Here is a 25,242-nt window from a genome sequence, read left to right on the forward strand (position 1 = left end):
ACACCTTCATCCGATCTCGAACGCATCGGCCGCGAGATGCGCATGCTTGTCGTGCCAATGCTGCGCGATCTGCAGCCGGGTCGGCACCCAGACGCGCTCGTGCTTGCCGATGTAATCCAGGAAGCGGATCAGCCCCGCAGCACGGCCGGGCCGACCGGCGAGACGGCAATGCAGGCCGACCGACATCATCTTCGGCGCGGTCTGCCCTTCCGCATAGAGCACGTCGAAGGCGTCCTTCAGGTAGGTGTAGAACTGCTCGCCTTCGGCAAAGCCCTGCGGGTTGATGAACCGCATGTCGTTGGCATCTAGCGTATAGGGAATGATGAGCTGCTTGCCCTTCGCACCCTTGACCCAATAGGGCAGATCGTCGGCATAGGAGTCGCAGAGATAGAGGAAGCCGCCCTCCTCCATCAGCAGCCGATTGGTGTTGATCGAGGAGCGCCCGGTGTACCAGCCGAGCGGCCGTGCGCCGGTCGCCTCGGTATGGACGCGAATGGACTCGGCGATCTCGGCGCGCTCCTGCGCCTCGGTCATGTCCTTGTGCTCGATCCATTTCAGGCTGTGGCTGGCGATGTCCCAGCCCGCCTCCTTCATGGCAGCTACGATTTCCGGATTGCGCTTGAGCGCAGTGGCGACGCCGAACACGGTGGTCGGCCACTTCCGTTCATTGAACATCCGCCACAGCCGCCAGAAGCCGGCGCGCGAGCCATATTCGAACATGGATTCGATGTTGGCGTGGCGCTGGCCCGGCCAGGGCTGTGCGCCGAGCACGTCGGACAGGAACGCTTCCGAGGCGCGGTCGCCGTGCAGGATGTTGTTCTCGCCGCCTTCCTCGAAATTGACGACGAACTGCACCGCGACCCGCGCGTTATCAGGCCATTGCGGATGCGGCGGGTTGCGGCCGTAACCGCGGAGATCGCGCGGGTAGCGGGCGTCAGTCACTCAGACTTCCTCGAAGCGGATCGGCAGCGCGCCCTTCCACAGCACGCTCTTGCCCAGCGTCGCCAGGTTCTCCAGCCCCGAGGTCACGGTGATGAAGTGGTTGCCGGCGAGCTGGCCCATCTTGCTGGCGAAGCTCACGCCGCCATAGGCCATCAGGATCTCGGTCTCGCTGATGCCGCCGGGATAGAGGATGATCTGGCCCGGCGCGGGATAGCTGGTGTGGTTCTCGTAGCCGACGCCGAAATCGAGGTCGCCGAGCGGCATCCAGACCGCCTCGCCGCTCCAGCGCACATGGATGATGTGGCTTTCGAACGGCATGGCCTTGCGGAACGCGGCAACGGTCTTGGGTGCTGCCTGCTCCTCGAAGCGGGCATCGAAGGTGTAGTCGCCTGCGCGGATAACGAGTTTGCTCATCTCATCTCTCTGGATCGGGGGCGATGCGCCCCGCGGGGAACTTTCAGCAAAAAGCACTCCATCGGGCTTCGCGCAAGGGCGAAGCCGCATCACCTGCGGTCGTAGGACCAGCCGAAAATGCCGCTCCGCCGCACCTCCGGCTCCGGCTCGGCGGCTGCCGCGGGCGGCGCCTCCTTCAGTTCCGCCTGAGGCGGTGGCGGAGGCGGTGCCGGCAGGTTCTCGCATTTCATGGAATAGACCAGCTTGCCGTCCGCGGTCCGCCCGATCGGCGCGCAGGGATCCGGATGCGCCGCCGAACTCTTCGGCGTAGGTTTGACCTGCGCGGCCGCCGGCGCGGCGATCAGGAGAAGGACCAGCAGATATTTCGACATCGTTGTCGCCTGGAAAGCCAATTCACCCCATTGAACCGGATTGCGGCGGGCAAGTCCATCGGCGCCGTGGACCGGTTGCCGAATATTTAGCCGGGACCAAAAAATTTGCTCGCTCCAACGTGATGGCGGCGCCGCTGATATTCGGCAAACCACATCGCCATGTCAGCCGCGACGACGACAACATCTCTCACAGCCGGAGCGTCGTCACGGGAGAAACAACGATGCAAAAGTCCTTCGCTTTTCTCGGCGCCATGCTGATTGCCGCCGTCACCGTCCAGACCGCCGCCGCAAGCGACCGCCACCACGCTCGCAAAGCGCAACCCGCTCCCATCACTCAATCGGTACGCGACTCCAATGCCGCACTCTGGCCGTCGCAGCCGACCGCGCCCGACTGGTCGCGCTATTCCAATGGCGCGATGTCGGCACCGGCGGGACGGTGATACGCGAAGCGTAGAGCACAACGGCTTCGACATCGTCATTGCTGGACCGTCATCCTGAGGTGCGAGTGATGGGGCGCGGAGCGCCCCATCGGGAGCCTCGAAGGATGCACGGCCGAGATGCAGCCGGGCCGTCGCCCTTCGAGGCTTGCTCTGCAGCGCTACGCGCAGCAGAGCGCGCACCTCAGGGTGACGGTTCATGGCGCGTTGAACTCTCGAACAAGAGACACGCCTCCGCATCCTCGCGGCTGATTTCGCCCGAGCTTTGCTTCATCTTTCCACCCTCTTGTCCAAGAGGGCGCAGGGAAGGCCGGGTGCCGGCTGACACCCGCGGTCCGCTGCGCAAAAATGTAGCGCAAAAGAACCGCACAGCAGCATACAGGTCAAGCCCAACACACGGCCTTCCCTGCGCGATGGTCAGACGGCTTATGCCGTGCTCTCCCGGGAGCCGAGTTCGTTCTGGCCTCCCTCACCCCAGCGAAATTCGCCGGCGCCGCGCCGGTTGACGCGATCACCGCCTCCGCTAAGGCTTGACCGTAGCAACGACGGCCAGGACCACACGGTTTTGCCGTACGCACGGTCCGCCATTTCGCCGCAGTTTTCCCAGCCCTGTCGACGGAGCCGGAAACTTGACGACGAGACGAACCTGACAGTGCCGTTCGTCCGCACGAAGCCTTGGGGCTCACGGAGAGCAATCCGCCCTGCCCTCGAGCTCTCGCGCCCGACGCTGCCGCGTCCACCGCAAGCCCGGCTCGCGACAATGACGACCTCATGATCGCCCCTCAAGGATGAGCCGGGATGGGCCACACATACGACAAATCCGAATTTCGATAAAGCGGAATATTTTCGCCGACCGGGATTGACAGCCGGGCGACACAATTCGGTCCCGTAGCCCGGATGGAACTACAAGAGCAAGGAAGCAACAAAAAAGGCGGCGCAAAGCACCGCCCTTCTGCAAAATCCGGAAGTGGATCTGACCGACGAACTACGGCCGCTCGATACGACCGGTATCAGTAGCCCGGATCGTAATAATAGGGACTGCCGCCGTAGTAGCCCTGGCCGCCGTAGTAAGGACGCGGGCCGTAATAATAGCGGTTCTCATAATAGTCGCGGCGCCGCTGCTCGGCGATCACTCCGCCGATGATGCCCGCCGCTGCGCCCATGAAGGCGAGACCTGCGGCGTTCGGTCCACGCCGGTAGTAGTGGCGACGACGGGCTGCGCTGAAATCAGTGACGTCGGAGGAGGCCTGACCTGCGTTTGCGGACGCCGCCTGTGCCGGCCGAGGGGCTGCCGCAGCCGAGGGCGATACCGAGGTTGCGAGCAGCGCCAGGCCAGCGCACGCGGCCAGGACGGTGTTGCGGCCGGCTGCGGAAATCACGAGTCTGCTCATTTTGACCTTCCTCTGTTTTCGCCCAAACACATCCATGCAAACCGTCCGTAACGCCCAAACCGCTGAATTGGTTTCATGATCGCGGCGATCTGCCACGCTTTGAACGATTGTAAACCGAACGATCCGATCCAGCTTGCGCCACTCAACCTGAGCGGATAATGAACAGCCGCGCCGTTTTTCGGTCGCCGTAAGCGTTCACGTGAACCAACGCATCAACCGACGCCGTCGGGATCGATGCCAATTTTGGGGTTCAACGTGACTGACGCGTCCTATTCTTCAAGAGAAATCAGATGATTGCGATTCGCAAACTGCCGGCGCGCTGTGCGCCGATCGTGATGCCATTCGTGCTGTCCATCCTCATGACAGCCGTGGTGTCGGTCATTTCGACGCTGCGGAGCCTCGGCGCAACGCCGGCGTTCCTGGCCACCTGGCCCGGCGCCTGGGGGCTGTCATGGCTCGTCGCCTTCCCGACGCTGCTCGTGGTGCTGCCGCTGGTCCGCCGGATCGTGGCCTGCCTCGTCGCGTCCCCGTCCCAACCAGGTCGATAGAAGGCGCGGACGGCGGCGCACGCAGCCCGCCGTCCCGCCTCAACGCTTTACGACAACGCCCCCAGCACGCCGCGCGTCGCCTTGTCGATCTCCTCGACATAGCGGCGGCGGGCGAAGGTCTCGGTGAGGAAGCCGACCACCTTGCGGCTGTCGGTGGAATCGACCACCGCCAGCATCTCCGCTTCCGCTTCGTCGAACACCGCCATCGCGGATTTCACGTTCATTTCCGGAATCAGCACGATGTCGATCAGGCGGGCGAGCTCGATCACCTGGATGTCGTCGGCGATGGTGTCGAGATCGCTGGAGTACAGGTCGGGCAGCAGGACGAGGCCGACATATTCGTCCGCGTTGTTGACGATGACGATACCGGGCCGCGACCCCAGCGCGAATTCGCGGCGCACAGCCGCGATCGTCGTCGTCGACGGCACCTTGCCGACGTCGGAGCGCATCAGCCGCTCGACGGTGAGGTTGCGCAGCCAGCCGACGTCGTTGGCGCTGCGGATGGTCTCGCCGCGCAGATGCAGGCGCCAGGTCGAGAAGGAGTGGCCGAACATGAAGCGCACGCAGATCGAGGTGACGATGCAGCCGGCCAGCACCACGGCGGTGACGTCGACATTGCGGGTCATCTCGAGCACGAGGAACGACATCGTCAGGGGCCCACCGACGATGGCGACGCCGAGCGTCGCCATGCCCGTCAGCATCGCCACCAGCGGATCGATCACGAAGTTCGGACTGATCAGTTCCAGCAGCTCGGCGAAGAATTTTCCGATCAGGCTGCCGACGAACAGCGAGGCGAAGAACAGGCCGCCGCGGAAGCCCGAGGCCAGCGAGATCAGGCACGCGGTCACCTTCAGGGCGATAATCAGCGCGATCAGGCCGATCGTCATGTCGTGAAACAGATCGAGCACCATGGCGCCGTGGCCGGCCGCCAGCACCTGCGGCGTGACAATCGCAAAGCCGCCGACGATGAGGCCGCCGAACACCGGACGCAGCCAGACCGGCAGCCAGGCGAACAGACGCTCGAACATCGGCGAGGAACGCATCACGGCAATGCCGACGCCGCTGGTGATGAGGGCGAGCCCGATCAGCGCCAGATATTGCTCGACGCCGACGGCGCTGACCTTGGGTATCTCCAATGAATACGGCGCGCCGCCGAGCCATTGCGCGGTCAGCGCGCCGGCGAGCGAGGCCGCCAGGATCGGCGCGGCGCTGCCGACCGAATAGACGCCGACGATCAGTTCGCAGGCGTAGAAGGCGCCGGTGATCGGCGCACCGAACGCGGCTGCAATCGCGGCGGCCGCACCGCAGCCGACCATCAGGCGCAGATCGTTGCGGCGCAGATTGAAGAACTTGCCGAGCAGCGAGGCGATGCCGGAGCCGATCTGGGTATAGCCGGCCTCGAGGCCGACCGACGCACCGCAGCCGTTGGAGATCAGCGTCTGGCTCGACACCACCACGCTGTCGCGCATCGAGAGATTGCCGCCGCGCAGCGCGTTGGCCTCGATAGGGTCGACCGCGTTGGAGATCTTCATCCGCCGCCGCGACCATTCCATGATGCCGAGCGCCAACCCGCCGAGCGCAGGTGCGAGCAGCGCGGCCCAAGGGCTCACGCGCGCATTGGCCGAGAGGCGAACGTCGACGGGAATGCCGTAGATCACCACATGGGCGATCTGCGCGATCTCGGCCATCAGCGTCACGACGGCGCCGGCGAGCGTACCGATCACGAGCGCCAGCGGGATCAGGTAGAACTCGTTGCTGCGCAGCAGCGCGCGCAGCCGAACCATGGTGCGGTTGGTTCCCTTGCGATCGACGAGATGCCTGATCCGTACGAACACCTTTTGCCCGCCCTACCCTTCCGACAGGCCGTAGCCGGCCATGCGCTGGCGGACCCGTTCGATCTCGTCACTGGAAAGCAGCGGCGGTTGTCCGATCTGAAGACAGCCGTGATATTGCCGCGCCAGCGTCTCGACCTCGACGGCGAGCCACATCGCCTTGTCCAGCGTCTTGCCGATCGCGATCATGCCGTGATGGTCGAGCAGGCAGGCGAGCCGTCCCTCCAGCGCCCGCACCGCATGTTCGGACAGTTCCTCCGTTCCGAAGGTGGCATAGGGCGCGCAGCGGATGCTGTCGCCGCCGGCAGCAGCAATCATGTAGTGCACGGGCGGGATCGCCATGCCCATGATCGCCAGGATGGTGCAATAGGTCGGATGGGCGTGGACGACGGCGTTGACGTCGGGCCGCGACTTCAGGATGTCGCGATGGAAACGCCACTCGCTGGACGGCTTTTGCTGGCGCGCGTGCGAGCCGTCCATCGCCATGAACACGATCTGGTCCGGCGTCATGGCGTCATAGGGCACGCTGGTCGGCGTGACCAGAAGCCCGTCCGCATGCCGGACACTGATATTGCCTGAGGTACCCTGGTTGATGCCGAGCGCGTTCATGCGGCGACAGGCGTCGATGATGGCCTGTCTCTTGGCGAGCTCGTCCGCTGTCATCGACATCCCGATTTCCTGGCGCTGGTGAAGGGGGAAGTACGTCAAAGCAACATGGCAGTGCAAGCGAAAGCGACCGGTCCGCCCACCATCCGGACGGCGCGCGCGCTCTTTCTCGAAATAGACCGTAAAATCAACGAATTAACAGATTGTCGCAGGGCCTACGCCAGGCTCGCCCGGACAGCCGCGACGCCGTTGATCACGAACTGCACCGAATAGGCCGCGAGCAGCATGCCGAGCACACGCGAGAGCACCGCGTTTCCGGTGCGCCCGAGGGTGCGGGCGATCAGGCCCGCGGAGAGAAAGCAGAGCATGCAGAGCAGGCAAACCGCGAGCACGATCGCGATGATGATCACAAGCCTCGCACCGTAGCCGGCGTCGCCCGACAGGAGCAGCGTGGTCGCGATCGCGCCGGGGCCGGCCATCATGGGGATGGCCAGGGGAAACACCGCGACGTCGGACGCGTGCTCCGAGGTCGCCTTGTCGGCCTCGCGGGCCTCGCGATGCGGACGATCGCCGAAGATCATCTGGTAGGAGACGCCGAACAGCAGCAGCCCGCCGGCGATCTGGAAGGCGGGGATGCCGATCCCGAGCTGGCGCAGCAGCCAGTTTCCGACCAGCGCGATCACGACCAGGATCGAGGCCGCGATCAGCGGCGCGCGCAGCGCGATCGTCCGCTTGACCTTGTCGGGCATGCCGGAGGTCGCGGCCAGGAACGCCGGCGCAAGGCCGACCGGATCGACCACCAGCAGCAGCGTCACGAAGGCGGACAGGGCGAAGTCGAGCATTGGAAAGCGTCTCTGGCGTAGCTCAGGCAGGAAGCCATAGCGGCTCGCGGCCGCCTTCGCGAGGAACATTTGCCGATCCCGACTCTTGATCGCCTGAGGATCGAGGAAGGGCATCCCTTCCCGTGTCATCTCGAGAGGAGGACCAATGGCCAAACGAGCGAAGAAACGCACGAGCAAGAAGACCGCGGCGCGCCGGCCGCGTCAGGCGCCGAAGATGCTCAGCGACCTGTTCCTGGCAACGCTGAAGGACATCTATTTCGCCGAGAACAAGATCATCAAGACCCTGCCCAAGATGGCCAAGGCCGCGCAGTCGAAGGACCTCACCGCTGCCTTCAACAAGCATCTGCGCGAGACCCAGGGTCAGGTCAAGCGTCTCGACCAGATCTTCAAGATGCTGGGCAAGCCCGCACGCGGCAAGCCCTGCGAGGCCATCAACGGCATCGCGGACGAGGGCGCCGAGATCATGAAGGAGTTCAAGGGAGCCCCCGCCCTCGACGCCGGCCTGCTCGCAGCGGCGCAATCGGTCGAGCATTACGAGATCTCCCGCTACGGCACGCTGCGCACCTGGGCCGAGGAGCTCGGCATGCGGGACGCAGCAAGGCTGCTCCAGGAGACGCTGGACGAGGAAGAGGCGACCGATCGCTCGCTGACGGAGCTTGCCACCTCCGTCATCAACCTCGAAGCGGAAGACGAGTATCGCGCCGCTGCCTGATGCCGCGCTGCGCCGCACGACAGAACGCCGCGGCCGAGCCGCGGCGTTCGCTTGTTGGATCGCACGATGGCGCATGGCACGTCAGCGCCACTGCACTGGATTTCCCGGGAACCAGCCCCATATGCAGGCTTTCCCAGCCCCGAGTCCGCATCATGCAACCCAAAAATCCCCTCGACTGGATGCTGTCCGAAGCCCTGGACTCGCTGACCCGCGCCGAACGGCTGCGGCACCAGTTCGGCCGCCAGGAAGCCTGCTGGGAGCCGCCGATCGACGTGCTCGAGACCGAGCATGAGCTTTTGATCCTGATCGCGCTTCCCGGCGTCAATCCGGACAATGTCGAGACGGTCATCCATGACGGCGTGCTCGTGATCTCCGGCCAGCGCACGCTGCCGCCTGAGCTTCGCAACGCCCGCATCCACCGCCTCGAGCTGCCGCAGGGGCGTTTTGAGCGCCGCATTGCATTGCCCCTCGGCCGCTACGCCATCAGCCGCTTCGTGATGGACGGCTGCGTCGCACTGCGCCTCGCCAAATCCTGAGGTCGATCATGGCCACCGAACAGATGAATAACGCACAGACCAATTCCCAAAACGGCTCGGACGTGAAGATCCCCGAGGACGCGCTGATCATCATTCCCGTGCGCGAGATGGTGCTGTTCCCCGGCGCCATCGCGCCGATCGCGATCGGCCGGGCGAAGTCCATCGCCGCCGCGCAGCAGGCGCTGCGCGAGCAGCGGCCGGTCGGCATCGTCCTGCAGCGCAGCCCCGAGATCGAGGAGCCCGGGCCGGACGATCTCTACCGGGTCGCCACCATCGCCAACATCGTGCGCTACATCACCGCGCCCGACGGCACACATCACATCGTCTGCCAAGGCGTGCAGCGCGCGCGCATCCTCGACTTCCTGCCGGGGGCGCCGTTCCCGGCCGCGCGGATCCAGCAGATCCCCGAGCCGACCACGAGCTCGCCCGAGATCGAGGCGCGGGCGCTGAACCTGCAGCGCCAGGCGATCGAGGCGATCGAGCTGCTGCCGCAAGCGCCGCCCGAGCTGGTTGGGATGTTCCAGGGCACCACCGCGCCCGGCGCGCTGGCGGACCTGGCGACGTCGTTCATGGACATCAAGCCGCAGGACAAGCAGGAGGTGCTGGAGACCATCGACCTCGCCTTGCGCGTCGAGAAGGTGTCGAAGCACCTGGCCGAGCGGCTGGAGGTGCTGCGCATCAGCAACGAGATCGGCCAGAAAACCCGCGCCACGTTCGACGAGCGGCAGCGCGAGGCGATCCTGCGCGAGCAGATGGCAACCATCCAGCGTCAGCTCGGCGAAGGCGACGGCAAGGCGGCCGAGGTCACCGAGCTGACCGCCGCCATCGCCAAGGCCAACATGCCGCCGGAAGCGGAGGCGCACGCCAAGAAGGAGCTGCGCCGCTACGAGCGCATGCCCGAGGCCGCCGGCGAAGCCGGCATGGTCCGCACCTATCTCGACTGGCTGATCGAGCTGCCCTGGGCGCTGCCCGCGGAGAAGCCGATCGACATCAAGGAGGCGCGGCGCATCCTGGACGCCGATCATTTCGGCCTGGAGAAGATCAAGAGCCGGATCATCGAATATCTGGCGGTGCGCAAGCTCGCCCCGCAGGGCAAGGCGCCGATCCTGTGCTTCGTCGGCCCGCCCGGCGTCGGCAAGACCTCGCTCGGCCAGTCCATCGCACGCGCGATGGATCGCCCCTTCGTGCGCGTCAGTCTCGGCGGCGTGCATGACGAAGCCGAGATCCGCGGTCACCGGCGCACCTATATCGGCGCGCTGCCCGGCAACATCATCCAGGGCATCAAGAAGGCGGGCAGCCGCAACTGCGTCATGATGCTGGACGAGATCGACAAGATGGGCCGTGGCGTGCAGGGCGATCCCTCCGCTGCCATGCTGGAGGTGCTCGACCCCGAGCAGAACGGGACGTTCCGGGACAATTACCTGGGCGTGCCCTTCGATCTGTCGCGCGTCGTCTTCATCGCGACCGCCAACATGCTGGACCAGATTCCGGGTCCGCTGCTGGACCGCATGGAGCTGATCAGCCTCGCCGGTTACACCGAGGACGAGAAGCTGGAGATCGCGCGGCGCTATCTGGTGCGACGGCAGCTGGAGGCCAATGGCCTCTCGGCCGAGCAAGCCGAGATCGAGCCGGAGGCCTTGAAGCTGATCGTCAAGGGCTACACCCGCGAAGCCGGCGTGCGCAACCTCGAGCGCGAGATCGGAAAAGTGTTCCGGCATGCCGCGGTGCAGGTCGCCGAAGGCACCGCTGCGAAGGTCGTGGTGACGACGAAGGACATCGGCACCGTGCTCGGCCAGCCGCGCTTCGAGGGCGAGATCGCGCAGCGCACCAGCATTCCGGGCGTGGCCACAGGCCTTGCCTGGACACCGGTCGGCGGCGACATCCTGTTCATCGAGGCCTCGCGCGTGCCCGGCCGCGGCGGCATGATCCTGACCGGCCAGCTCGGCGAGGTCATGCGCGAGAGCGTGCAGGCGGCGCTGACGCTGGTGAAGAGCAAGGCGCCGCAGCTCGGCATCGATCAGTCGGTGTTCGAGAAGAGCGACATCCACGTTCACGTCCCCGCGGGTGCAACCCCGAAGGACGGACCGAGCGCGGGTGTGGCGATGTTCACGGCGCTGACGTCCCTGCTCACCAACCGTACGGTGCGCAGCGACACCGCGATGACCGGCGAGATCTCGCTGCGCGGCCTGGTGCTGCCGGTCGGCGGCATCAAGGAGAAGGTGGTGGCTGCGGCCGCTGCCGGGCTGAAGCGGGTGATGCTGCCGGCGCGCAACAAGCGGGACTATGACGACATCCCGAAGAGCGCGCGGGACAACCTCGAATTCATCTGGCTTGAGCGCGTCGACGAGGCCATCGCCGCAGCGCTCGAGCCGGCGGAAGCCCAAGCCGGTGCGAAGGTCGAAGCGGCGGAGTGATGCGATGAAGAAACTGCTGGAGAAGGCCAAGAGATCGCGCAAGACGCAGCGGCTGCGCCAGCTGCTCGATCGCGCCATCGACCGGGTTCGCGATGCGCTCGCAGGCCCCGGGCCGCGGCTTCAGCCGATCCCGGTCCGGGTGAAGCGCCGCAAGGGTTGAGCCCCTCCGTCTCAAGCCCCCGCGGCTGCCCCAAATAAAAGGCCCCCTCGTTGCGAGGGGGCCTTTGCGTTTATCAGGCCACGGCGTCCTTGGCGGCCTTGACCGGGCGGGCGCGGACGATCTTCCGGGCCGGCTTGGCCTTGAACATCATCTCTTCACCCGTGAACGGGTTGGTGCCCTTGCGCGCCTTGGTCGCGGGCTTCTTGATGACCACGAACTTGGCGAAGCCCGGCACCAGGAACAGGCCGTTCTTCTTGAGCTCCTTGTGGCCGACGTCGGTCAGCGTCTCCATGACGCTCTTGACGTCGCGCTTGGAAAGCTCGGTGGCGGTCGCAATCTTTTCGATCAACTGCGATTTGGACATTTGGGCTGGCATCGTGTCTCCTCTGATTCGTTGCCGGTTGCATATTAGACCAAGCGGCGAAGGCCTATAGCCTTCTGCACAGTTTTGTCGCGATTTTACGGGCTTTTTTGGCCCCCTGTGGCAAAAAACCCTGCTTTTTAGCTACTTCCGGAGCGAAAGAAGCCTCGGGCAGCGGATTTTACCTTGTTTCAAAGGCCCGCACGCAGCCTTGCTAAAGCTGATTCGCGGCTTTCGACAAGCGACGACCGGCCTCTTTATGCGAGGAGGGGTGCGTTTCACCCTAGAAAATAAGGGTTGGATCGCACTGCAACCGCTCTCTCTCCCCGTTTTCACGGGGAGAGATGAAGAGAAGACAGCTAGACGCGCTCGATGATAATGGCGGGCGCCATGCCGCCGGCGGCGCACATGGTGACGAGACCGCGCTTCAAATCGCGCCGCTCGAGTTCGTCGAGCACGGTGCCGATCAGGATCGAGCCGGTCGCGCCGATGGGATGGCCGAGCGCAATCGAGCCGCCATTGACGTTGACCTTGGCGCGGTCGAGCTTGAGGTCGCGGATATATTTTTCCGCCACCACCGCAAAGGCCTCGTTGATCTCGAACAGATCGATGTCGTCGATGGAGAGGCCTGCCTTCGCCAGCACCTTGCGCGTCGCCGGCACCGGCGCGTTCAGCATCAGGGTCGGCGAATCCCCCATATTCGCCATCGCCACCACGCGGGCGCGCGCTTTAAGGCCATGCGCCCTGGCATAGGCGGGCGACGCCAGCAGGATCGCGGCGGCGCCGTCGACGACGCCGGACGAGTTGCCGGCGTGATGCACGAAGTCGATTTTCAGATCCGGATATTTCTGCAGGATCAGGCCGCGATAGGTCGTGCCCTTGTCGTCGAGCGCGTAATCGGCTACGGCGGGGAACGCTGGCTTCAGGCTGCTGAGGCCCTCCATCGTGGTCTGCGGCCGCGGATATTCTTCGTGGTCCAGAGCGAGGCTGCCATCCTCGCGGTGCACCGGCACGAGACTCTTCTTGAAGTGACCGTTCGCCATCGCATGCGCGGCGCGCCTCTGGCTTTCGAGCCCGAGCGCGTCGACGTCCTGCCGCGTGATGCCTTCGAGAGTCGCGATCGCATCGGCGCAGACGCCCTGATGCGACTGCGGATGCTTTGCCCGCAGGCGCAGATTGCCGCTGTCCATCATCATCGGACCGCCGCCGCGCCGCCCCTCCATCGACATCATCTCGCAGCCGCCGGCGATGACGAGATCTTCGGCGCCCGCCATGATCGAGGAGGCCGCCATGTTGACGCTGGTGATGCCGGAGCCACAGAAGCGATCCAGCGTCACCGCGCTGGCGCGCACGTCATAGCCGGCATCGAGCGCCGACATGCGGCCGAGATCGCCGCTTTGCGTTGCGACCTGCGCGCTGCAGCCCCAGACGATGTCGTCGACATCGGCGGTATTGATGCCGGTGCGGTCGGCGAGCGCACGCAGCACGGTTGCACCGAGCTGCTGCGGATGAATGCCCGACAGTGCTCCCTTGCCGGCCTTGCCGACGCCTCGCGGGGTGCGGCAGGCATCGATGATCAGCGCGTCGGTCATGGGCGTTGTCCTCTTGTTATGAGTGTTGAGGACGGTTTTGAATCAGGGGGAGAGATGAGTCAATGTACGCTGCTGCACTCCCTCTCCCCGTTCTTACGGGGCCCGCGACGAGCTTTGCTCGCGCTGAGAGGGTTGGGGTGAGGGGCTGCCTCGGCAAAAACGGTAACAGACGGACTCGCGGAGGCTCCCCCTCACCCGGATTTTCCGCTCCGCGTAAAATCCGGCCTCTCCCCGCACGCGGGAAGAGGCGAAGACATCACACCCCCGCCGCGTTCTTCGCGATCACGTTGCGATAGAAACTCGCGCTGAGCTTTGCGGTGCGGACCTGGGTGTCGAAGTTGACGTGGTAGAGGCCGAAGCGCTTGCTGAGGCCGAACACCCATTCAAAATTGTCCATCAGGCTCCAGAGGAAATAGCCGCGCACCGGCACGCCTTCGGCGGTGGCGCGCTGGAGCTGGGCGAGATAGTTGCGCAGGTACATGATGCGGTCGGTGTCGTAGATCCTGCCGTCGGGCGAGATCACATCGTCGCCGGATGTGCCGTTCTCGGTGATGTAGATCGCGTCCGTCTTCCAGATCTTCGCCGCGAGCTTCGGCACCCAGTACATCGTCTCGGGCGCGATGCGCAGCCAGTCCGAGCTCATGTGCGGGAACGATTTCGGGATCGGCAGCGGCATGAAGCCCGCGCCCTCCTGCGACGGCACCACATAGTTCTGCGGCGCGTAGATGTTGAGGCCGAGGAAGTCGACCGGCGAGGAGATGATCTTCAGCTCGGCGTCGGTGTATTTCGGCGCGTCGGCGCCGGCATATTTCAGGAAGGCGTCGGTATACTGACCCGTCATGATGACGTTGAGATAGCCGGCATTCATCTCGCGCAGCGCGATCTCGGCGGCGCGGACATGCTCGGGCGTATCGATCGCGGGAACGCAGACGTCGATATTCTCGGCAGGTCCGACCCTCGTGCCGTGACGGCCATGGGCCCGCACCGCCTGCACCGCGATCCCATGTGCGAGCGCGCTGTTGTGCCTGACCTGGTTGACCTCTCGTTGCGGCAGCGTCACGCCGGGCGCGTCGATGCCGAGGCCGTAGCCGAACTGCACGAAGCGGCCGCTCTCGTTCAGCGTGAACACGTTCTTGACCCGGTCCGTCAGGTGCTCGGCGACATAGGCCGCATAGTCGCCGAAGATCTTGCAGGTCTCGGTCGAGCGCCAGCCGCCGAAGCGGTCCTGCAGCGATTGCGGCAGGTCCCAATGATAGAGCGTCGCCCACGGCTCGATGCCGTTCCTGAGCAGCTCGTCGATGAGCCGATTGTAGAAGTCGAGCCCATTGGCGTTCGGCTTGCCGTCGCCATCCGGAAACACCCGCGGCCAGGCGATCGAGAAGCGATAGGCCTTGCAGCCGAGCTCCTTGATGAGCGCGATGTCCTCCTTGTAGCGATGGTAGTGCTCGTTGGCGCGGTCGCCGGTCGAGCCGTCCTCGATCTTGCCGGGAATGCGCACGAACTTGTCCCAGATCGAGGCCCCTCGCCCGCCCTCGTTGACCGCGCCCTCGACCTGGTAGGACGAGGTCGCCGTGCCCCAGACGAAGCCCGTCGGAAAGCCGGTGTCGCTACGCGGCGCCGCTGCTGCGGGTTTGGCGTCGGCGCCGTCCAGAGGATTTGCGATTGCTGCCGCGGACAATCCCGCCAGCGCGGCAAACTGGCGACGCGAGACCTTGTCCGACATGTGATGCTGCTCCCGAGGAGTTGTTGCAGCCGCACAATGACCGGTCGCGGGCAATTTGAGAAGCAGTGGAGGCAGAAGTTGACGATGCAAAAATGCAGAAGAGCGCCCCGCACCGCAGCGCTCTATTCAGGCTCGATGCCGAGCCCCTGGATAATCTTGCCGGACGAGGCGAGCTGGTCGTCGAGGAAGCGCTTTGCACCCGCAGGCGTCACCGCATCGCCAATACGGACATCGAAGCCGAGGGTGGGCGCGCGCTCGCGCACCTCGGACGATTCCAGGGCGCGTGCAATCTCGGCACTCAGTTTTTCGACGATGTCGGCGGGCGTGCCGACCGGCGCCATGAACATGAACCAGCCCTGGAGATCGACGCTCTGCAGCGTCTCCGCGATCGCGGGAACGTCCGGCAGGGACTCGATCCGCCTGGCTCCGGCAGCGGCGACCGGTCGAAGCGTCCCTGCCTTGACGAAGGCCTCGGCGATGGATGCCGCCTGGATCGTCACCTGGATACGGCCTGAGATGGCGTCCTGCACCGCATTCGTGGTCGTGTTGTAGGGGATGAGGACAAAGCTGGTTCCGGCGTTCTTGTTGATGGCTTGAGCGATCAGGCCCGAGAGGTTGCGCGCACCGTCGACGGCGAGGCTTAGCGAACCCGGTGCCGATTTTTCGAGCTTGATCAATTCCGGCAGCGTATTGGCCTTCACCTCGGGATTGACGAGAAGGACGTGGTTGCTTTTGGCCACCATCGCGACGGGCACGAAGTCCTTCACGGGATCGTAGGGAAGCTTCTTGAACGTATAGGGATTGGTGACGAGCGCGGCCGATGTGGCGAACAGGAACGTGTAGCCGTCTGGAGCCGCCCTGGCGACCGCCTGCGTGCCGACGAGGTTTGCGGCACCCGGACGATTCTCGACGACGAACTGCTGCCCGAAGGCCCGCGAGAGCTTTTCGGTGATGAGGCGACACATCACGTCCGGGCTGTTGCCCGCCGGCTGCGGCACGACGACGGTCACCGGCCTCTGCGGCCACGACTGCGCGAAGGCCGGAAGAGAGCAGCAAAGCGCAAAGCCGGCGAGCAGCAGGCGACGCGATAGTCCGGACATGGTGTTTCTCCCTGGAGATGCCGCTTTGCGGGCCTTTATTGGTCGCTCGCAGGCCGCAGCCGTCGCCGGCTGCGGCCGCTCGATCAGGCTTCGTCTGCAACGACATTCCTGAGCACGCCGAGGCGTTCGACCTCGATCTCGACGACATCGCCGGGCTTCATCCAGAGCGGCGGCTCGCGCCGTGAACCAACGCCCCCCGGCGTTCCGCTGACGATGACGTCGCCGGGCTCGAGCCGGGTGAAGGTCGAGCAGTATTCGATCTGGCGCGGGATATCGAAGATCATCTGCTTGATCAGCGCTTCCTGCATGACCTGTCCATTGAGGCGGGTCTGGAGCTTGAGCTCACTGAGCGGACCGAGCTCGTCCGGCGTCATCATCCAGGGCCCGAATGCGCCGGTATCCGGAAAATTCTTGCCCGGCGTAAATTGATGCGTATGACGCTGGAAATCGCGGATGCTGCCGTCATTGTAGCAGGAATAGCCCACGACGTGGTTCATGGCGTCCGCGCGGGAGATGTAGCGGCCCGCCTTGCCGATGATGACCGCGAGCTCGCCTTCGAAATCGAGGTGGGTCGAGACGCGCGGCCGCACGATCGGCTGCAGATGTCCGGTCTGGCTGTTGGCATAGCGCGAGAAGATGGTGGGATGTTCGACCTCGGCGCGGCCGGTCTCCTTGCGGTGGGTCTCGTAATTCAGGCCCACGCAGAGGATCTTGTCGGGGTTCGGGATGACCGGCAGCCAAATGACTTTTGAGGTCGGAACGGCGGCGGCGGAGGACTTTGCATCCGCAACGCCGGCGAAGCCGGCGCCGATGGCAGCCTTGAGATCGGCATAGCGCGCTTTGAGCGTAGCGCCGACATCAAAGAAGGTCTCGCCTTCGACAATGCCCCAGGTGGTGCGGCCGTCGATCGCTACGGTGGCTAGTTTCACGGGGTTCTCTCCATTTTCAGATCGGGAATCTTGCCTTGCTCGGCCGGAATGTCGCGACGACGCAAATCGATCTCGGCCAAGAGCTCGCCGAGCTCGGTGGCATTGCGCGCGGTTCCGAAGACATAATGGTCGGGCCGAACGATCGCGGCGATGACGGCGTGACGGTCGAACCAATTCGCGAGTACGCCCTCGGTCTCTTCGAGCGCATTCGGCAGCCCTGCGCCGGCAGGCGCGACTACCGCTGGCGATAGGTCCGGGCGCGCGGTGCAGAGCGAGAGCATCGAAGCGGCATCATTGCTGCGGCCGTCGATCAACACGCGCCAGCCGACACCGGTCACTTCGTCCAGCAAGCGGGTCGTACGGCCGCTCGCGATGCGCGGTTGCGGAAACAGCGTGCCGCGCGCCGGCATCTCGTGGTGTGACAGACATCCTGCGCGGAGCGGCGGAATGATTTCCTGCCGCGTCAGGAGCAGCGGCTTGCCGCCGCCATCGGCCAGGATCTGCGCATCGCGCCGGCGGGCGGCCGCCGGATCGCGCTCGCAGATCGACTGGCCGATCGCCTTGATCTTGCCGGTCAGCTCGATGACGTGCTGCTTGCGTTCAATTGTGTAGCTGTCGAGCAGGCTGTCGGAGGAGACGCCCTTGAGCACCCGATCCAGCTTCCAGACGAGGTTCGTGGCATCGCGAAGGCCCTGGCACATGCCCTGGCCGATGAAGGGAGGCTGCTGATGCGCGGCATCGCCGGCGATCAGGATCCTGCCGTTGCGCCAATCGGCGGCAACGAGGGCGTGGAAGCGATAGGAGGCCGCCCGCCACAATTCCCCGTCATGTGGCGTGAGCCAGGGCGCGAGCAGCTTCCAGACATTGTCGGGCCGCTCCATCTGCCGCGCGTCTTCGCCCGGCAGCAGCATGATCTCCCAGCGGCGATGGTTCTTCGGCCCGATCAGGAAGCTCACGGGACGCGCCGGATTGCAGAACTGCGCGGAACATTGCGGCAGGCGGCCGAGCGCGTTCTCGTTCACACGCACGTCGACCACCAGCCAGGGTTCATCGAAGATGAGATCCTCGAGCGCGAGACCTGCGATCTGACGCACGGTGCTCGATGCGCCATCGCAGCCGAGCACGTAGCGCGCCGTCACGGAACGGTGCCGTCCATCGCTGTTCTTCAGGCGCGCCTCGACGCGATCGGGCGTTTGCACGAGATCGAGCAGCTCGACGCCGAGCTCGGCCCGCACGTTGGAAAAGCCGGTCGCGTGGCGGCGCAGCCCGGCCTCGACCGCGGGCTGGCTGAACACCATGCTCGGCGTGTAGCCGAGCGGATAGGGTTTTGCGACCATGTCGATGCGGCGGATCAACTGGCCGTCGACGCCAAAATGCTCCGATGCGGTGAAAGGCTCGATATAGGGCGAGATCGCCTCAGTGAGGCCCATATTGTCGAAGTGACGGAAAATCTCATGATCGAGCGCGATCGCGCGCGGCTTGTCATACACGTCGGTCAGCCGGTCGATGACCAGGGTGCGATGACCGAGACGGCCGAGCTGTCCTGCGGCAACGGCGCCTGTCGGCCCGAAGCCGACGACGAGCACGTCATAGTCGGTGGCACCAGCCGTATCCGTCATGCGCGCGCCGCGGCGAAGGGAATGGCAAGCTGCGCCGCTTTACAGGCCTCCGATTTCGGCGGGGCGATGCCCCACTGATCGGTTCGTCCCGGAGGCCAGACCCAATCGCTCGGACCTTTCGCGACGTAGCTGTCGTCGATCTGCAGGACCTCGGCGGTGTATTCGATCACGCTACCTGCCGGATCGACGAAGTAGGCGAATACGTTGTCGCCCGGGCCGTGACGGCCAACGCCCCAGCCGATCGGATAGCCATGGTCCACCATGCGGCCGGAGCCGCGCATGACGGACTCCAGATCAGGCATGAGGAAAGCCACGTGGTTGAGTCCGCTACGAGGGGCCTCCGCAAGCACGATCGCATGGTGGTCGCTGTTGCAGCACAGGAACGCCATCAGCTTGGACCGATCCGACAGCCGGAATCCCAGGATCTCCTGATAGAATGCGGAGAGCTTTTCGATGTCGGCGCTGTTGATGTTGACGTGCGCCAGCCGCTCGGGGCGATCGGCGATCACGCGCGCCGGCCTGGTGCGATCGCCATGAACGAACTCGATGACGCATCCCTGCGCTTCGCGAACCACGAAACTTGTCCCGCCCGACGGCGCAGGCGACGGTGCGGGTGGACTGATCACCTCACAGCCGGCTTGCCGCGCACGCGCGAACAGGCGGTGCAGATCATCGTGCGAGCGGGCGCGAAAGCTGATCTTGCGGAGCGATGTCGCCTCGCCCGGCGTGAGTTCGAGGACGTGGAAGTCGCTGCCCGTCGCGGCAAGGTACACCGTGCCGTCCGCTTCTGCCGCGACGTCGAGGCCCCAGACCTTGCTGTAGAACTCGACCGAGCCGGCAAGCTGCGGCGTCGTGATTTCGACGCTGCGCAGGGCCGTCACCGGAAAGTCGGACATTGGGTTTCCTTGGTCAGGAAAGGCGAACGTCACCTCATTAATATGTACAAAATCTCACGTAAAGCAAAAATTTATAAATAGTTGGCCCTAGATCTGCTAATGTACATAAGTGCTGGAGATTCTGATGGATGCCCCATGAGCACTGACCTGCCCAGCCAGAAGGTGGACCAGCCGGCAACGCTGGCGACCACGATCTACGCGCGCCTCAAGGCCGACATCCTGACAACGCGGCTCGAGCCCGGACGCAAGCTGCAGTCGCGCTTCCTGATGGAGCAGTACAATGTCGGACAGACCCCGCTGCGCGAGGCGCTCAACCGCCTGACCACCGAAGAGTTCGTCGTCGGCATGGAGCAGCGCGGCTTCTATGTGAAGGAGGTCAGCAAGGAAGAGCTCCAGGAGCTGACCAAGACGCGGTGCTGGGTCGAGGGTTTGGCGCTACGCGAGTCCATGCAGAATGCCACCCAGGCCTGGGAAGAGGCTCTGCTGGTTGCACATCACCGGCTCGATCGTACGCCGCGCTCGCTCAAGCCCGACACATTCGAGGACAATCCGGATTGGGAGAAGGTGCACCGCGCCTTCCACGCGACGCTGATCGGACTTTGCGGTTCACGCCCCCTGCTCGGCTTCTGCGAGCAGCTCGCCGACCGGCTCTATCGATATCGCATGATGTCGATTGCAAAGGCCTATCCCGCGCGCAAGGTCGGTGCCGAGCACAGCGATATCCTCCAGGCGGTTCTCGCCAGGGACAGCGAGCAGGCCGTGCGTCTGCTTCAGCAGCACTATCAGCGCACCGCCGACGTCATCTATTCCGATCTCGACGGATTGCTGGCGTAGCTTCGTCTTGGAGACATGGAGCACGCTGCAGTCAGCGCGGGCGCTTCGGCAGCTTTGGAAGCTTGCCGGGATCGAACGCCGGCACCCGCTCGGTTTGCTCGGACGCCGGCGGCTGCTGCTCCGTCAGAATGAGCGTACCATGGAGAACCATTCCCGGCACTTGTTGTGCCGTCGCCGTGTAGGTCGCGATCTTGCCAGGGCAGCTGCCCTCGATGTCCAGCGTCAGCTCGTCCTCGATACCGAAGACCGTTGCACGTCCGTCGGTATGACGCTTCGTCGACACGGTTGCGGTGAAGCGATCTCCGTCCACCTTGCAGGAGCCGTGATAGGTCATCAGGCTGTCGCGGCCCCAGATCTGGCCATCCGCGACATGCACAATCCCGGTGCCCTGATCGATCGGCGTCTTGTACCAAGCCGCGTAGGTGCCGTCCTTCAGCATGGGAGCAGTCTCCCCTTGGTAGTCCCACACCAACAATCCGCATGAACAGCGCTAAGGAAGCGTTAATCACGCGGCCCGTGACAATCCGGGACGTCCCTGCGCAGCTCCTCTTCAAGCTCCTCGATGATGCTGTGAAGCAGGCACGCGGCAAGCGGGTCGGTGACTTCCCGCTCCAAACGCCGGTAACGCGCGATCTGGAATTCCCGCTCTTTCAACTGGCGCTCTGTCATCAGATGGGCCCTCCGACGAAATGACGCGGAGACAGCCCGGCAGTTTCGTTAAAGTTTTCGGATCTTTTGACATGGTTTCCCACCGGTAAAGAAAACATGGCACGCCTGTGACGCCGACACGCGCGCGCATTCCGCGACGCCGGTTCGCTAGCTCGAGGGCGGTTTTCTACCGCCGCACGCCGACGCGATTGACGCCGCCGTTCAGATTGGTTGCGCTCGCCGTGCCGGCGCGCACCGCAGCGCGGGCCACGGGACGCGGCCGGAGCACGACGCCGGCCCGGGCGACGCAGCTCGGCGGATAATCGATGTACTGGCAATAGACCACCGCTTCGGCCGGCGTCGGACTGAGCGTGAGGCCTGCCAGTCCCAACAGAGCGCTGGCGGCGAGGCCTGCAGCTGTCGCGGACTTGATCGAACGATGCTTGCTGCGATGCATGATGTCCTCCTCATGACGCATGCGAACCGATAGGCGGCGGGAGTTGCCACACGCCCCCAGTAAGACGTGATCATCAGGGGATCGACGCCGTTGATCTAGATCAACGGCGGAGCCATGCCTGGGCCGGGTCCATCACGCGACAGGAATTGGACGCCGAATGATCATGTCCTCTTTTCCTCACCTGCCCGGCCCGCCAACGCGCGACTGACCAGTTTGTCGGAAGCGTCCATCAGTGCGGCCGCATAGGACGGCTCCGTGGACGACGGGCTCGGCAGGATGGCCTTGGCCTTGTTGTCGAACATCGCGCCGCTGCGGCCGTCGAGATCGCGCGACACCAGGAGCGGTATCAAGCGCTCGGCATAAACGTCCGGTTCGACCATCATGAAGCTGGCGAGCCATTCCACGACGGCGAAAAGCGCGCGCGGGCCGAGCAGATTGGCGCGGATGTTGGTCTTGACGAAGCCCGGGTTGAGACCGAACACGTCGATACCGGGGAAGCGCCTGGCTGCATCGAGGGCAAGCACCTCGTTTCCGGCCACGGTGTTCGAGTGCGCCGCGAAGCGTTTGTAGCTCCGCTCCGAGTTCAAATCGTCGACATTCGCTTTCTGCTCCGTACCCGGGAATCCCATGACAAAGATCCGGGGCCTCATGTCGGTCCCGGCGCGATCCTTGCCGAGACGCGGAGCGATCTCGTTCAGGATGACGAGGCGGCTCAGATAGCTGACGGCAAGATCGCGTTCGATGCCTTCCGATGTCACCTCGCGTTTGGGGCCGGCCATGATGCCGGTCGTGAAGACAACAATGTCGATGTTTCCGGCGGGCAGCGCGGCGCCGATCCGCTTCGCCTCGCGCATCGAGCCGAGGTCGGCCTTCATGAACGTGATGCGCGGCACCTCCTGATCGCGGAAGGTCTGACCGACGACCAGGACATTCGCTCCCCTGGCCGCAAGCTGTTGGCTGAGTGCCCGACCGATCCCGCCGGTGCCGCCGATCACCGCGACATTCAGACCGGTGAGCCGGAGGCTTTCGAGCGACGGCAAGGTCACGTTCAGGCTCTTGTCCAATTCCACGCGCTTCACTTCAGGTGCCTTCCGCAAGCATTGATGAATATGAGCGCTCTGCACCGCTGTCGCGTCGCAGAGCCGATGAATGTGGGAACCGGCCTCAGACGGCGGCAGCCACATCCGATGCGGGATAGTCGGTGTACCCGCGGGCATCGCCGCCGAAGAACGTCCGCCGATCGGCCTCGTTCAGCGGCGCACCGGATTTCAGGCGCGCGAGAAAATCGGGATTCGCCAGGATCATCTGGCCGTACGCTTCCAGATCGGCCAGCCCCGCAGCGACGTCGGAACCGATGCGATCGCGCGGACGGCCCGGCCGGTTCACGATCAGCTTGCCGCGCCACAGTCGGCGGAGGTCGGCGAGCAGGTGATCGTCGCCCTGATGCATGATGTGAAGATAGGCGAGCGAGAGCTTGTCGAGCTCGGCGACCAGATGGCGATAGAGGTCCGGTCCCTCGGCGCCTTCGTCGATGCCCCACATCGTGATGCCCGGCGACAGGCGGATCGCCGTCTTGTCCGCGCCAATCTCCGCAGCGATGGCGGCCGCAACCTCGACGGCGAAACGCGCACGGTTTTCGATCGAGCCGCCATACGCGTCGGTGCGGGTGTTCGCGCTCGGCGCAATGAACTGCTGGACCAGATACCCGTTCGCGCCATGGATCTCGACGCCATCAGCGCCCGCCGCCATGGCGTGACGCGCGGCATCGCGGAAGTCGGCGACGGTCTGGCGCACCTCGTCGGTCGTGAGAGCTCGTGGCTGCGGGATATCCTGCATGCCCTTCGGCGTGAACATCGGCGTACCGGGCACGATCGCGGACGGGGCCACGCCCTGGCGGTGGTGCGGCGTGTTGTCGGGATGCGACATGCGTCCGGCATGCATGAGCTGGATGTAGATGTGTCCGCCCTTGGCGTGCACGGCGTCGGTCACCTTGCGCCAACCGACGACACGCGCGGGCGTGTAGATGCCCGGCGTCGTCATGTAGCCCTGCCCGTCATCGGACGGCTGGGTGCCCTCGGTGACGATCAGGCCAACACCGGCGCGCTGCGCGTAATATTCGGCCGCGAGGCTGCCGGGAACGCCATCGGCGTCGGCGCGAGAGCGCGTCATGGGCGCCATGACCAGGCGGTTGGGAAGGTCTAGTCCGCCGACGCGGACGGGACTGAAGAGCGAATTCACGGCGAGTTCCTTCTCGATGATGCTGAGAGGGAAGATGGAGCTTCCACCTGATGGAATAAATGCCGTATGATGGAACAGATTGATCCATATATGGGATAATTCCATGGAGCTGTTGAATGACATGGCGCTCTTCGTGGAGGTCGCGAAGGCCAGAAGCTTTCGGGGCGCCGCCGCGACCCTCGACATGCCCAACTCGACCCTGTCGCGACGGATCAGCCTCTTGGAGAAGGAAATCGGGCTTCGCCTGCTGAACCGGACGACGCGCCGGATCGAATTGACCGAAGCCGGCCAGCTCTATTTCGAGCGCTGCAAGCGCATCGTCGACGAAGCGCGCCTCGCGCACGAGCAGCTCGGCGAGATGCTGGCGCAGCCGAGCGGATTGCTGCGCGTTTCACTGCCGGTGGACTTCGCGAACACCTATCTCGCGCCGCTGATCACCGAATTCGCGCAGCAGTATCCCGGGATCGATTTCGAATTCGACCTGACGCCGCGACGTGTCGACCTCGTTTCCGAGCCGTACGATCTGGCGATCCGCGTCGGGGAATCCGAGGCCTCGCATATGATCGCGCGGCCGCTCGCGCGCCTGCACGGCTATCTCTACGCCTCGCCGCGCTATCTCGAACTGAGCGGCGAGCCGCGCGAACCGGCCGACCTCGCGCGCCATCAATGCCTTTGTCAGACGAGAGTGAGCACCTGGACGCTGCAGAGCGGAACGCAAACGGTCGATGCCGATGTCGACGGCCGCTTTCATCTCAACAGCATCGGCATGCTCCGCCGCCTCGCTACGCTCGACATGGGCATTGCGTTCATGCCGCAGGAAATCGTGGCCGACGAAGTTGCAGCCGGCCGGCTGCGCCGCATCATGCCGCAATGGCAGGGCCAGCCCATGACCATCTACGCCGTCACCGAGACCAGATTGCTCCCAGCCAAGACGCAACGCTTCATCGAATTTTTGAGAGAACGGCTGAGCCGGAGGTAAACCCGCTCCGGCTCCTGGCTTGTCAATTGCGCGGCAAATTCATCTTCAAGAGAACGAAAATCCAACGGAATCCGCGATTCTCACGGCACCTCGCCGCTCCTGCGACTCTCGCCGATGCTGTGCGGCTTGTTGAGGAAGAACTCCCGATTGCCGAGAGCTGCTTCCGCGTATTGATCGATCGCGACCTGGATCGCCTCGATGTGCATGCGGCACCAGCCTTCGAGGCAGGACAGGCGCCGCGCGTGCTCGAGGGCCTTCAAGAACTCCGGCGGCTCCCGCATGTCGGAGAAGTAGGTCGGCCTCTCTCCCTTCATGCCCGCGCCACCTCCCTTGGCGGAACGAGGCGGCGCTTCTCGACACCAATGCGCGGCGGCGCCGGGCGCCGGCGTGGAACGAAGAGGCTGGCGACGACGATCGGATCGGTGTCCCCGAGAGCGGTCCGCTCCTGGACGAGCCCGCTCATCACGGCACGCATCTTCATGACCTCCTCGGCCACGAAAGTGCAGTCCTCGTCCCGGTTGATTTGCTCATGCATGATGGCCTCGGCCTCACGCATGCTCACACGTAATGCCCTGATGATCTTACGGATTTCATTGATGCGGTTGTCCATGGCTCGCTCCTTGGCTGGACGTGCAGCATAAGAACAAATCATGAACATTTA

General features: G+C 64.6%; 29 protein-coding genes. 8 read left to right on the forward strand and 21 right to left on the reverse strand.

Going from position 1 to position 25,242, the window contains the following annotated elements; genetic code table 11:
- Positions 1–6 precede the first annotated feature (6 nt).
- From puuE to XH79_RS37785, 3 genes are all read right to left on the reverse strand, one after another.
- Positions 7–942: an allantoinase PuuE gene (puuE, locus tag XH79_RS37775; protein WP_271584978.1), complete on the reverse strand. Its 936-nt coding sequence runs from the start codon at positions 940–942 to the stop codon at positions 7–9.
- Complete coding sequence (locus XH79_RS37780; RefSeq protein ID WP_008134648.1) at positions 943–1,356, reverse strand: DUF3830 family protein; 414 nt, start codon at positions 1,354–1,356, stop codon at positions 943–945. It lies immediately after the preceding gene.
- A gap of 89 nt (positions 1,357–1,445) precedes the next feature.
- A complete protein-coding gene (locus XH79_RS37785; RefSeq protein ID WP_271584979.1) occupies positions 1,446–1,727 on the reverse strand; it encodes a hypothetical protein in 282 nt (93 codons plus the stop codon).
- Between the two features lie 2 nt (positions 1,728–1,729).
- Between XH79_RS37785 and XH79_RS37790 the strand changes: the two genes are divergently transcribed.
- A complete protein-coding gene (locus tag XH79_RS37790) occupies positions 1,730–2,167 on the forward strand; it encodes a hypothetical protein (RefSeq protein WP_271584980.1) in 438 nt (145 codons plus the stop codon).
- A gap of 1,007 nt (positions 2,168–3,174) precedes the next feature.
- On the opposite strand, the gene XH79_RS37795 is transcribed toward XH79_RS37790, so the two are convergent.
- Positions 3,175–3,555 (reverse strand): hypothetical protein, encoded by a 381-nt coding sequence (locus XH79_RS37795; protein ID WP_271584981.1) that lies wholly within the window; start codon positions 3,553–3,555, stop codon positions 3,175–3,177.
- Positions 3,556–3,845: 290 nt separating this feature from the next.
- Between XH79_RS37795 and XH79_RS37800 the strand changes: the two genes are divergently transcribed.
- The gene (locus XH79_RS37800; protein WP_271584982.1) at positions 3,846–4,103 is read left to right on the forward strand and encodes a DUF2798 domain-containing protein; all 258 of its coding nucleotides are present in this window, start codon (positions 3,846–3,848) and stop codon (positions 4,101–4,103) included.
- 47 nt (positions 4,104–4,150) lie between these two features.
- Here the strand turns inward: XH79_RS37800 and XH79_RS37805 are convergent, their stop codons facing one another.
- The 3 genes from XH79_RS37805 to XH79_RS37815 all read right to left on the reverse strand — a co-directional run bounded on the left by XH79_RS37805 (position 4,151) and on the right by XH79_RS37815 (position 7,383).
- The gene (locus tag XH79_RS37805) at positions 4,151–5,938 is read right to left on the reverse strand and encodes a chloride channel protein (protein WP_212338082.1); all 1,788 of its coding nucleotides are present in this window, start codon (positions 5,936–5,938) and stop codon (positions 4,151–4,153) included.
- A gap of 12 nt (positions 5,939–5,950) precedes the next feature.
- Positions 5,951–6,604, reverse strand: coding sequence for an L-fuculose-phosphate aldolase (locus tag XH79_RS37810; protein WP_271584983.1), 654 nt, complete (start codon positions 6,602–6,604; stop codon positions 5,951–5,953).
- Positions 6,605–6,756: 152 nt separating this feature from the next.
- On the reverse strand, positions 6,757–7,383 hold the full coding sequence (locus XH79_RS37815; protein ID WP_271585184.1) for a MarC family protein: 627 nt from the start codon (positions 7,381–7,383) through the stop codon (positions 6,757–6,759).
- 145 nt (positions 7,384–7,528) lie between these two features.
- Between XH79_RS37815 and XH79_RS37820 the strand changes: the two genes are divergently transcribed.
- From XH79_RS37820 to XH79_RS37835, 4 genes are all read left to right on the forward strand, one after another.
- Positions 7,529–8,095, forward strand: a complete 567-nt coding sequence (locus tag XH79_RS37820; protein WP_271584984.1) for a YciE/YciF ferroxidase family protein — start codon at positions 7,529–7,531, stop codon at positions 8,093–8,095.
- Between the two features lie 152 nt (positions 8,096–8,247).
- The gene (locus XH79_RS37825) at positions 8,248–8,631 is read left to right on the forward strand and encodes an Hsp20/alpha crystallin family protein (RefSeq protein WP_271584985.1); all 384 of its coding nucleotides are present in this window, start codon (positions 8,248–8,250) and stop codon (positions 8,629–8,631) included.
- Positions 8,632–8,639: 8 nt separating this feature from the next.
- Positions 8,640–11,045: an endopeptidase La gene (lon, locus tag XH79_RS37830; RefSeq protein ID WP_271584986.1), complete on the forward strand. Its 2,406-nt coding sequence runs from the start codon at positions 8,640–8,642 to the stop codon at positions 11,043–11,045.
- Positions 11,046–11,049: 4 nt separating this feature from the next.
- Complete coding sequence (locus XH79_RS37835; protein WP_212338074.1) at positions 11,050–11,205, forward strand: hypothetical protein; 156 nt, start codon at positions 11,050–11,052, stop codon at positions 11,203–11,205.
- A 73-nt stretch (positions 11,206–11,278) separates the two neighbouring features.
- Here the strand turns inward: XH79_RS37835 and XH79_RS37840 are convergent, their stop codons facing one another.
- From XH79_RS37840 to XH79_RS37870, 7 genes are all read right to left on the reverse strand, one after another.
- Entirely contained in the window at positions 11,279–11,581 is a 303-nt protein-coding gene (locus XH79_RS37840; protein ID WP_008139488.1) for an HU family DNA-binding protein, read from the reverse strand.
- A gap of 344 nt (positions 11,582–11,925) precedes the next feature.
- A complete protein-coding gene (locus XH79_RS37845; RefSeq protein WP_271584987.1) occupies positions 11,926–13,158 on the reverse strand; it encodes an acetyl-CoA C-acetyltransferase in 1,233 nt (410 codons plus the stop codon).
- Between the two features lie 256 nt (positions 13,159–13,414).
- Positions 13,415–14,881 (reverse strand): GH1 family beta-glucosidase, encoded by a 1,467-nt coding sequence (locus XH79_RS37850; RefSeq protein WP_271584988.1) that lies wholly within the window; start codon positions 14,879–14,881, stop codon positions 13,415–13,417.
- Positions 14,882–15,003: 122 nt separating this feature from the next.
- The gene (locus XH79_RS37855) at positions 15,004–15,981 is read right to left on the reverse strand and encodes a Bug family tripartite tricarboxylate transporter substrate binding protein (RefSeq protein ID WP_271584989.1); all 978 of its coding nucleotides are present in this window, start codon (positions 15,979–15,981) and stop codon (positions 15,004–15,006) included.
- A gap of 83 nt (positions 15,982–16,064) precedes the next feature.
- On the reverse strand, positions 16,065–16,910 hold the full coding sequence (locus tag XH79_RS37860) for a fumarylacetoacetate hydrolase family protein (protein ID WP_212338068.1): 846 nt from the start codon (positions 16,908–16,910) through the stop codon (positions 16,065–16,067).
- Positions 16,907–18,529 carry a bifunctional 3-(3-hydroxy-phenyl)propionate/3-hydroxycinnamic acid hydroxylase gene (locus tag XH79_RS37865; protein ID WP_271584990.1) on the reverse strand — a complete coding sequence of 541 codons (1,623 nt, stop codon included), beginning with the start codon at positions 18,527–18,529 and terminating at the stop codon, positions 16,907–16,909. The genes XH79_RS37860 and XH79_RS37865 overlap by 4 nt, the downstream gene beginning before the upstream one ends.
- Positions 18,526–19,425: a VOC family protein gene (locus tag XH79_RS37870; protein ID WP_271584991.1), complete on the reverse strand. Its 900-nt coding sequence runs from the start codon at positions 19,423–19,425 to the stop codon at positions 18,526–18,528. The genes XH79_RS37865 and XH79_RS37870 overlap by 4 nt, the downstream gene beginning before the upstream one ends.
- A gap of 135 nt (positions 19,426–19,560) precedes the next feature.
- Between XH79_RS37870 and XH79_RS37875 the strand changes: the two genes are divergently transcribed.
- Positions 19,561–20,259: a GntR family transcriptional regulator gene (locus XH79_RS37875; RefSeq protein ID WP_271584992.1), complete on the forward strand. Its 699-nt coding sequence runs from the start codon at positions 19,561–19,563 to the stop codon at positions 20,257–20,259.
- Positions 20,260–20,290: 31 nt separating this feature from the next.
- Here the strand turns inward: XH79_RS37875 and XH79_RS37880 are convergent, their stop codons facing one another.
- The 5 genes from XH79_RS37880 to XH79_RS37900 all read right to left on the reverse strand — a co-directional run bounded on the left by XH79_RS37880 (position 20,291) and on the right by XH79_RS37900 (position 23,602).
- Complete coding sequence (locus XH79_RS37880; protein ID WP_212338062.1) at positions 20,291–20,698, reverse strand: hypothetical protein; 408 nt, start codon at positions 20,696–20,698, stop codon at positions 20,291–20,293.
- A 62-nt stretch (positions 20,699–20,760) separates the two neighbouring features.
- On the reverse strand, positions 20,761–20,928 hold the full coding sequence (locus tag XH79_RS37885; protein ID WP_212338060.1) for a hypothetical protein: 168 nt from the start codon (positions 20,926–20,928) through the stop codon (positions 20,761–20,763).
- A 166-nt stretch (positions 20,929–21,094) separates the two neighbouring features.
- The gene (locus XH79_RS37890; protein WP_271584993.1) at positions 21,095–21,364 is read right to left on the reverse strand and encodes a hypothetical protein; all 270 of its coding nucleotides are present in this window, start codon (positions 21,362–21,364) and stop codon (positions 21,095–21,097) included.
- A gap of 161 nt (positions 21,365–21,525) precedes the next feature.
- The gene (locus tag XH79_RS37895; RefSeq protein ID WP_271584994.1) at positions 21,526–22,548 is read right to left on the reverse strand and encodes an SDR family NAD(P)-dependent oxidoreductase; all 1,023 of its coding nucleotides are present in this window, start codon (positions 22,546–22,548) and stop codon (positions 21,526–21,528) included.
- Positions 22,529–23,602 carry an alkene reductase gene (locus XH79_RS37900; RefSeq protein ID WP_271584995.1) on the reverse strand — a complete coding sequence of 358 codons (1,074 nt, stop codon included), beginning with the start codon at positions 23,600–23,602 and terminating at the stop codon, positions 22,529–22,531. Before XH79_RS37900 ends, XH79_RS37895 begins: the two co-directional genes overlap by 20 nt.
- A 103-nt stretch (positions 23,603–23,705) precedes the next feature.
- Between XH79_RS37900 and XH79_RS37905 the strand changes: the two genes are divergently transcribed.
- A complete protein-coding gene (locus XH79_RS37905) occupies positions 23,706–24,581 on the forward strand; it encodes a LysR family transcriptional regulator (protein WP_271584996.1) in 876 nt (291 codons plus the stop codon).
- 80 nt (positions 24,582–24,661) lie between these two features.
- Here the strand turns inward: XH79_RS37905 and XH79_RS37910 are convergent, their stop codons facing one another.
- Positions 24,662–24,895: a hypothetical protein gene (locus XH79_RS37910; protein WP_271584997.1), complete on the reverse strand. Its 234-nt coding sequence runs from the start codon at positions 24,893–24,895 to the stop codon at positions 24,662–24,664.
- On the reverse strand, positions 24,892–25,191 hold the full coding sequence (locus XH79_RS37915; RefSeq protein ID WP_271584998.1) for a hypothetical protein: 300 nt from the start codon (positions 25,189–25,191) through the stop codon (positions 24,892–24,894). The genes XH79_RS37910 and XH79_RS37915 overlap by 4 nt, the downstream gene beginning before the upstream one ends.
- Positions 25,192–25,242 lie beyond the last annotated feature (51 nt).

The organism is Bradyrhizobium sp. CCBAU 45389, assembly GCF_028128625.1.
Lineage (GTDB): Bacteria > Pseudomonadota > Alphaproteobacteria > Rhizobiales > Xanthobacteraceae > Bradyrhizobium > Bradyrhizobium liaoningense_B.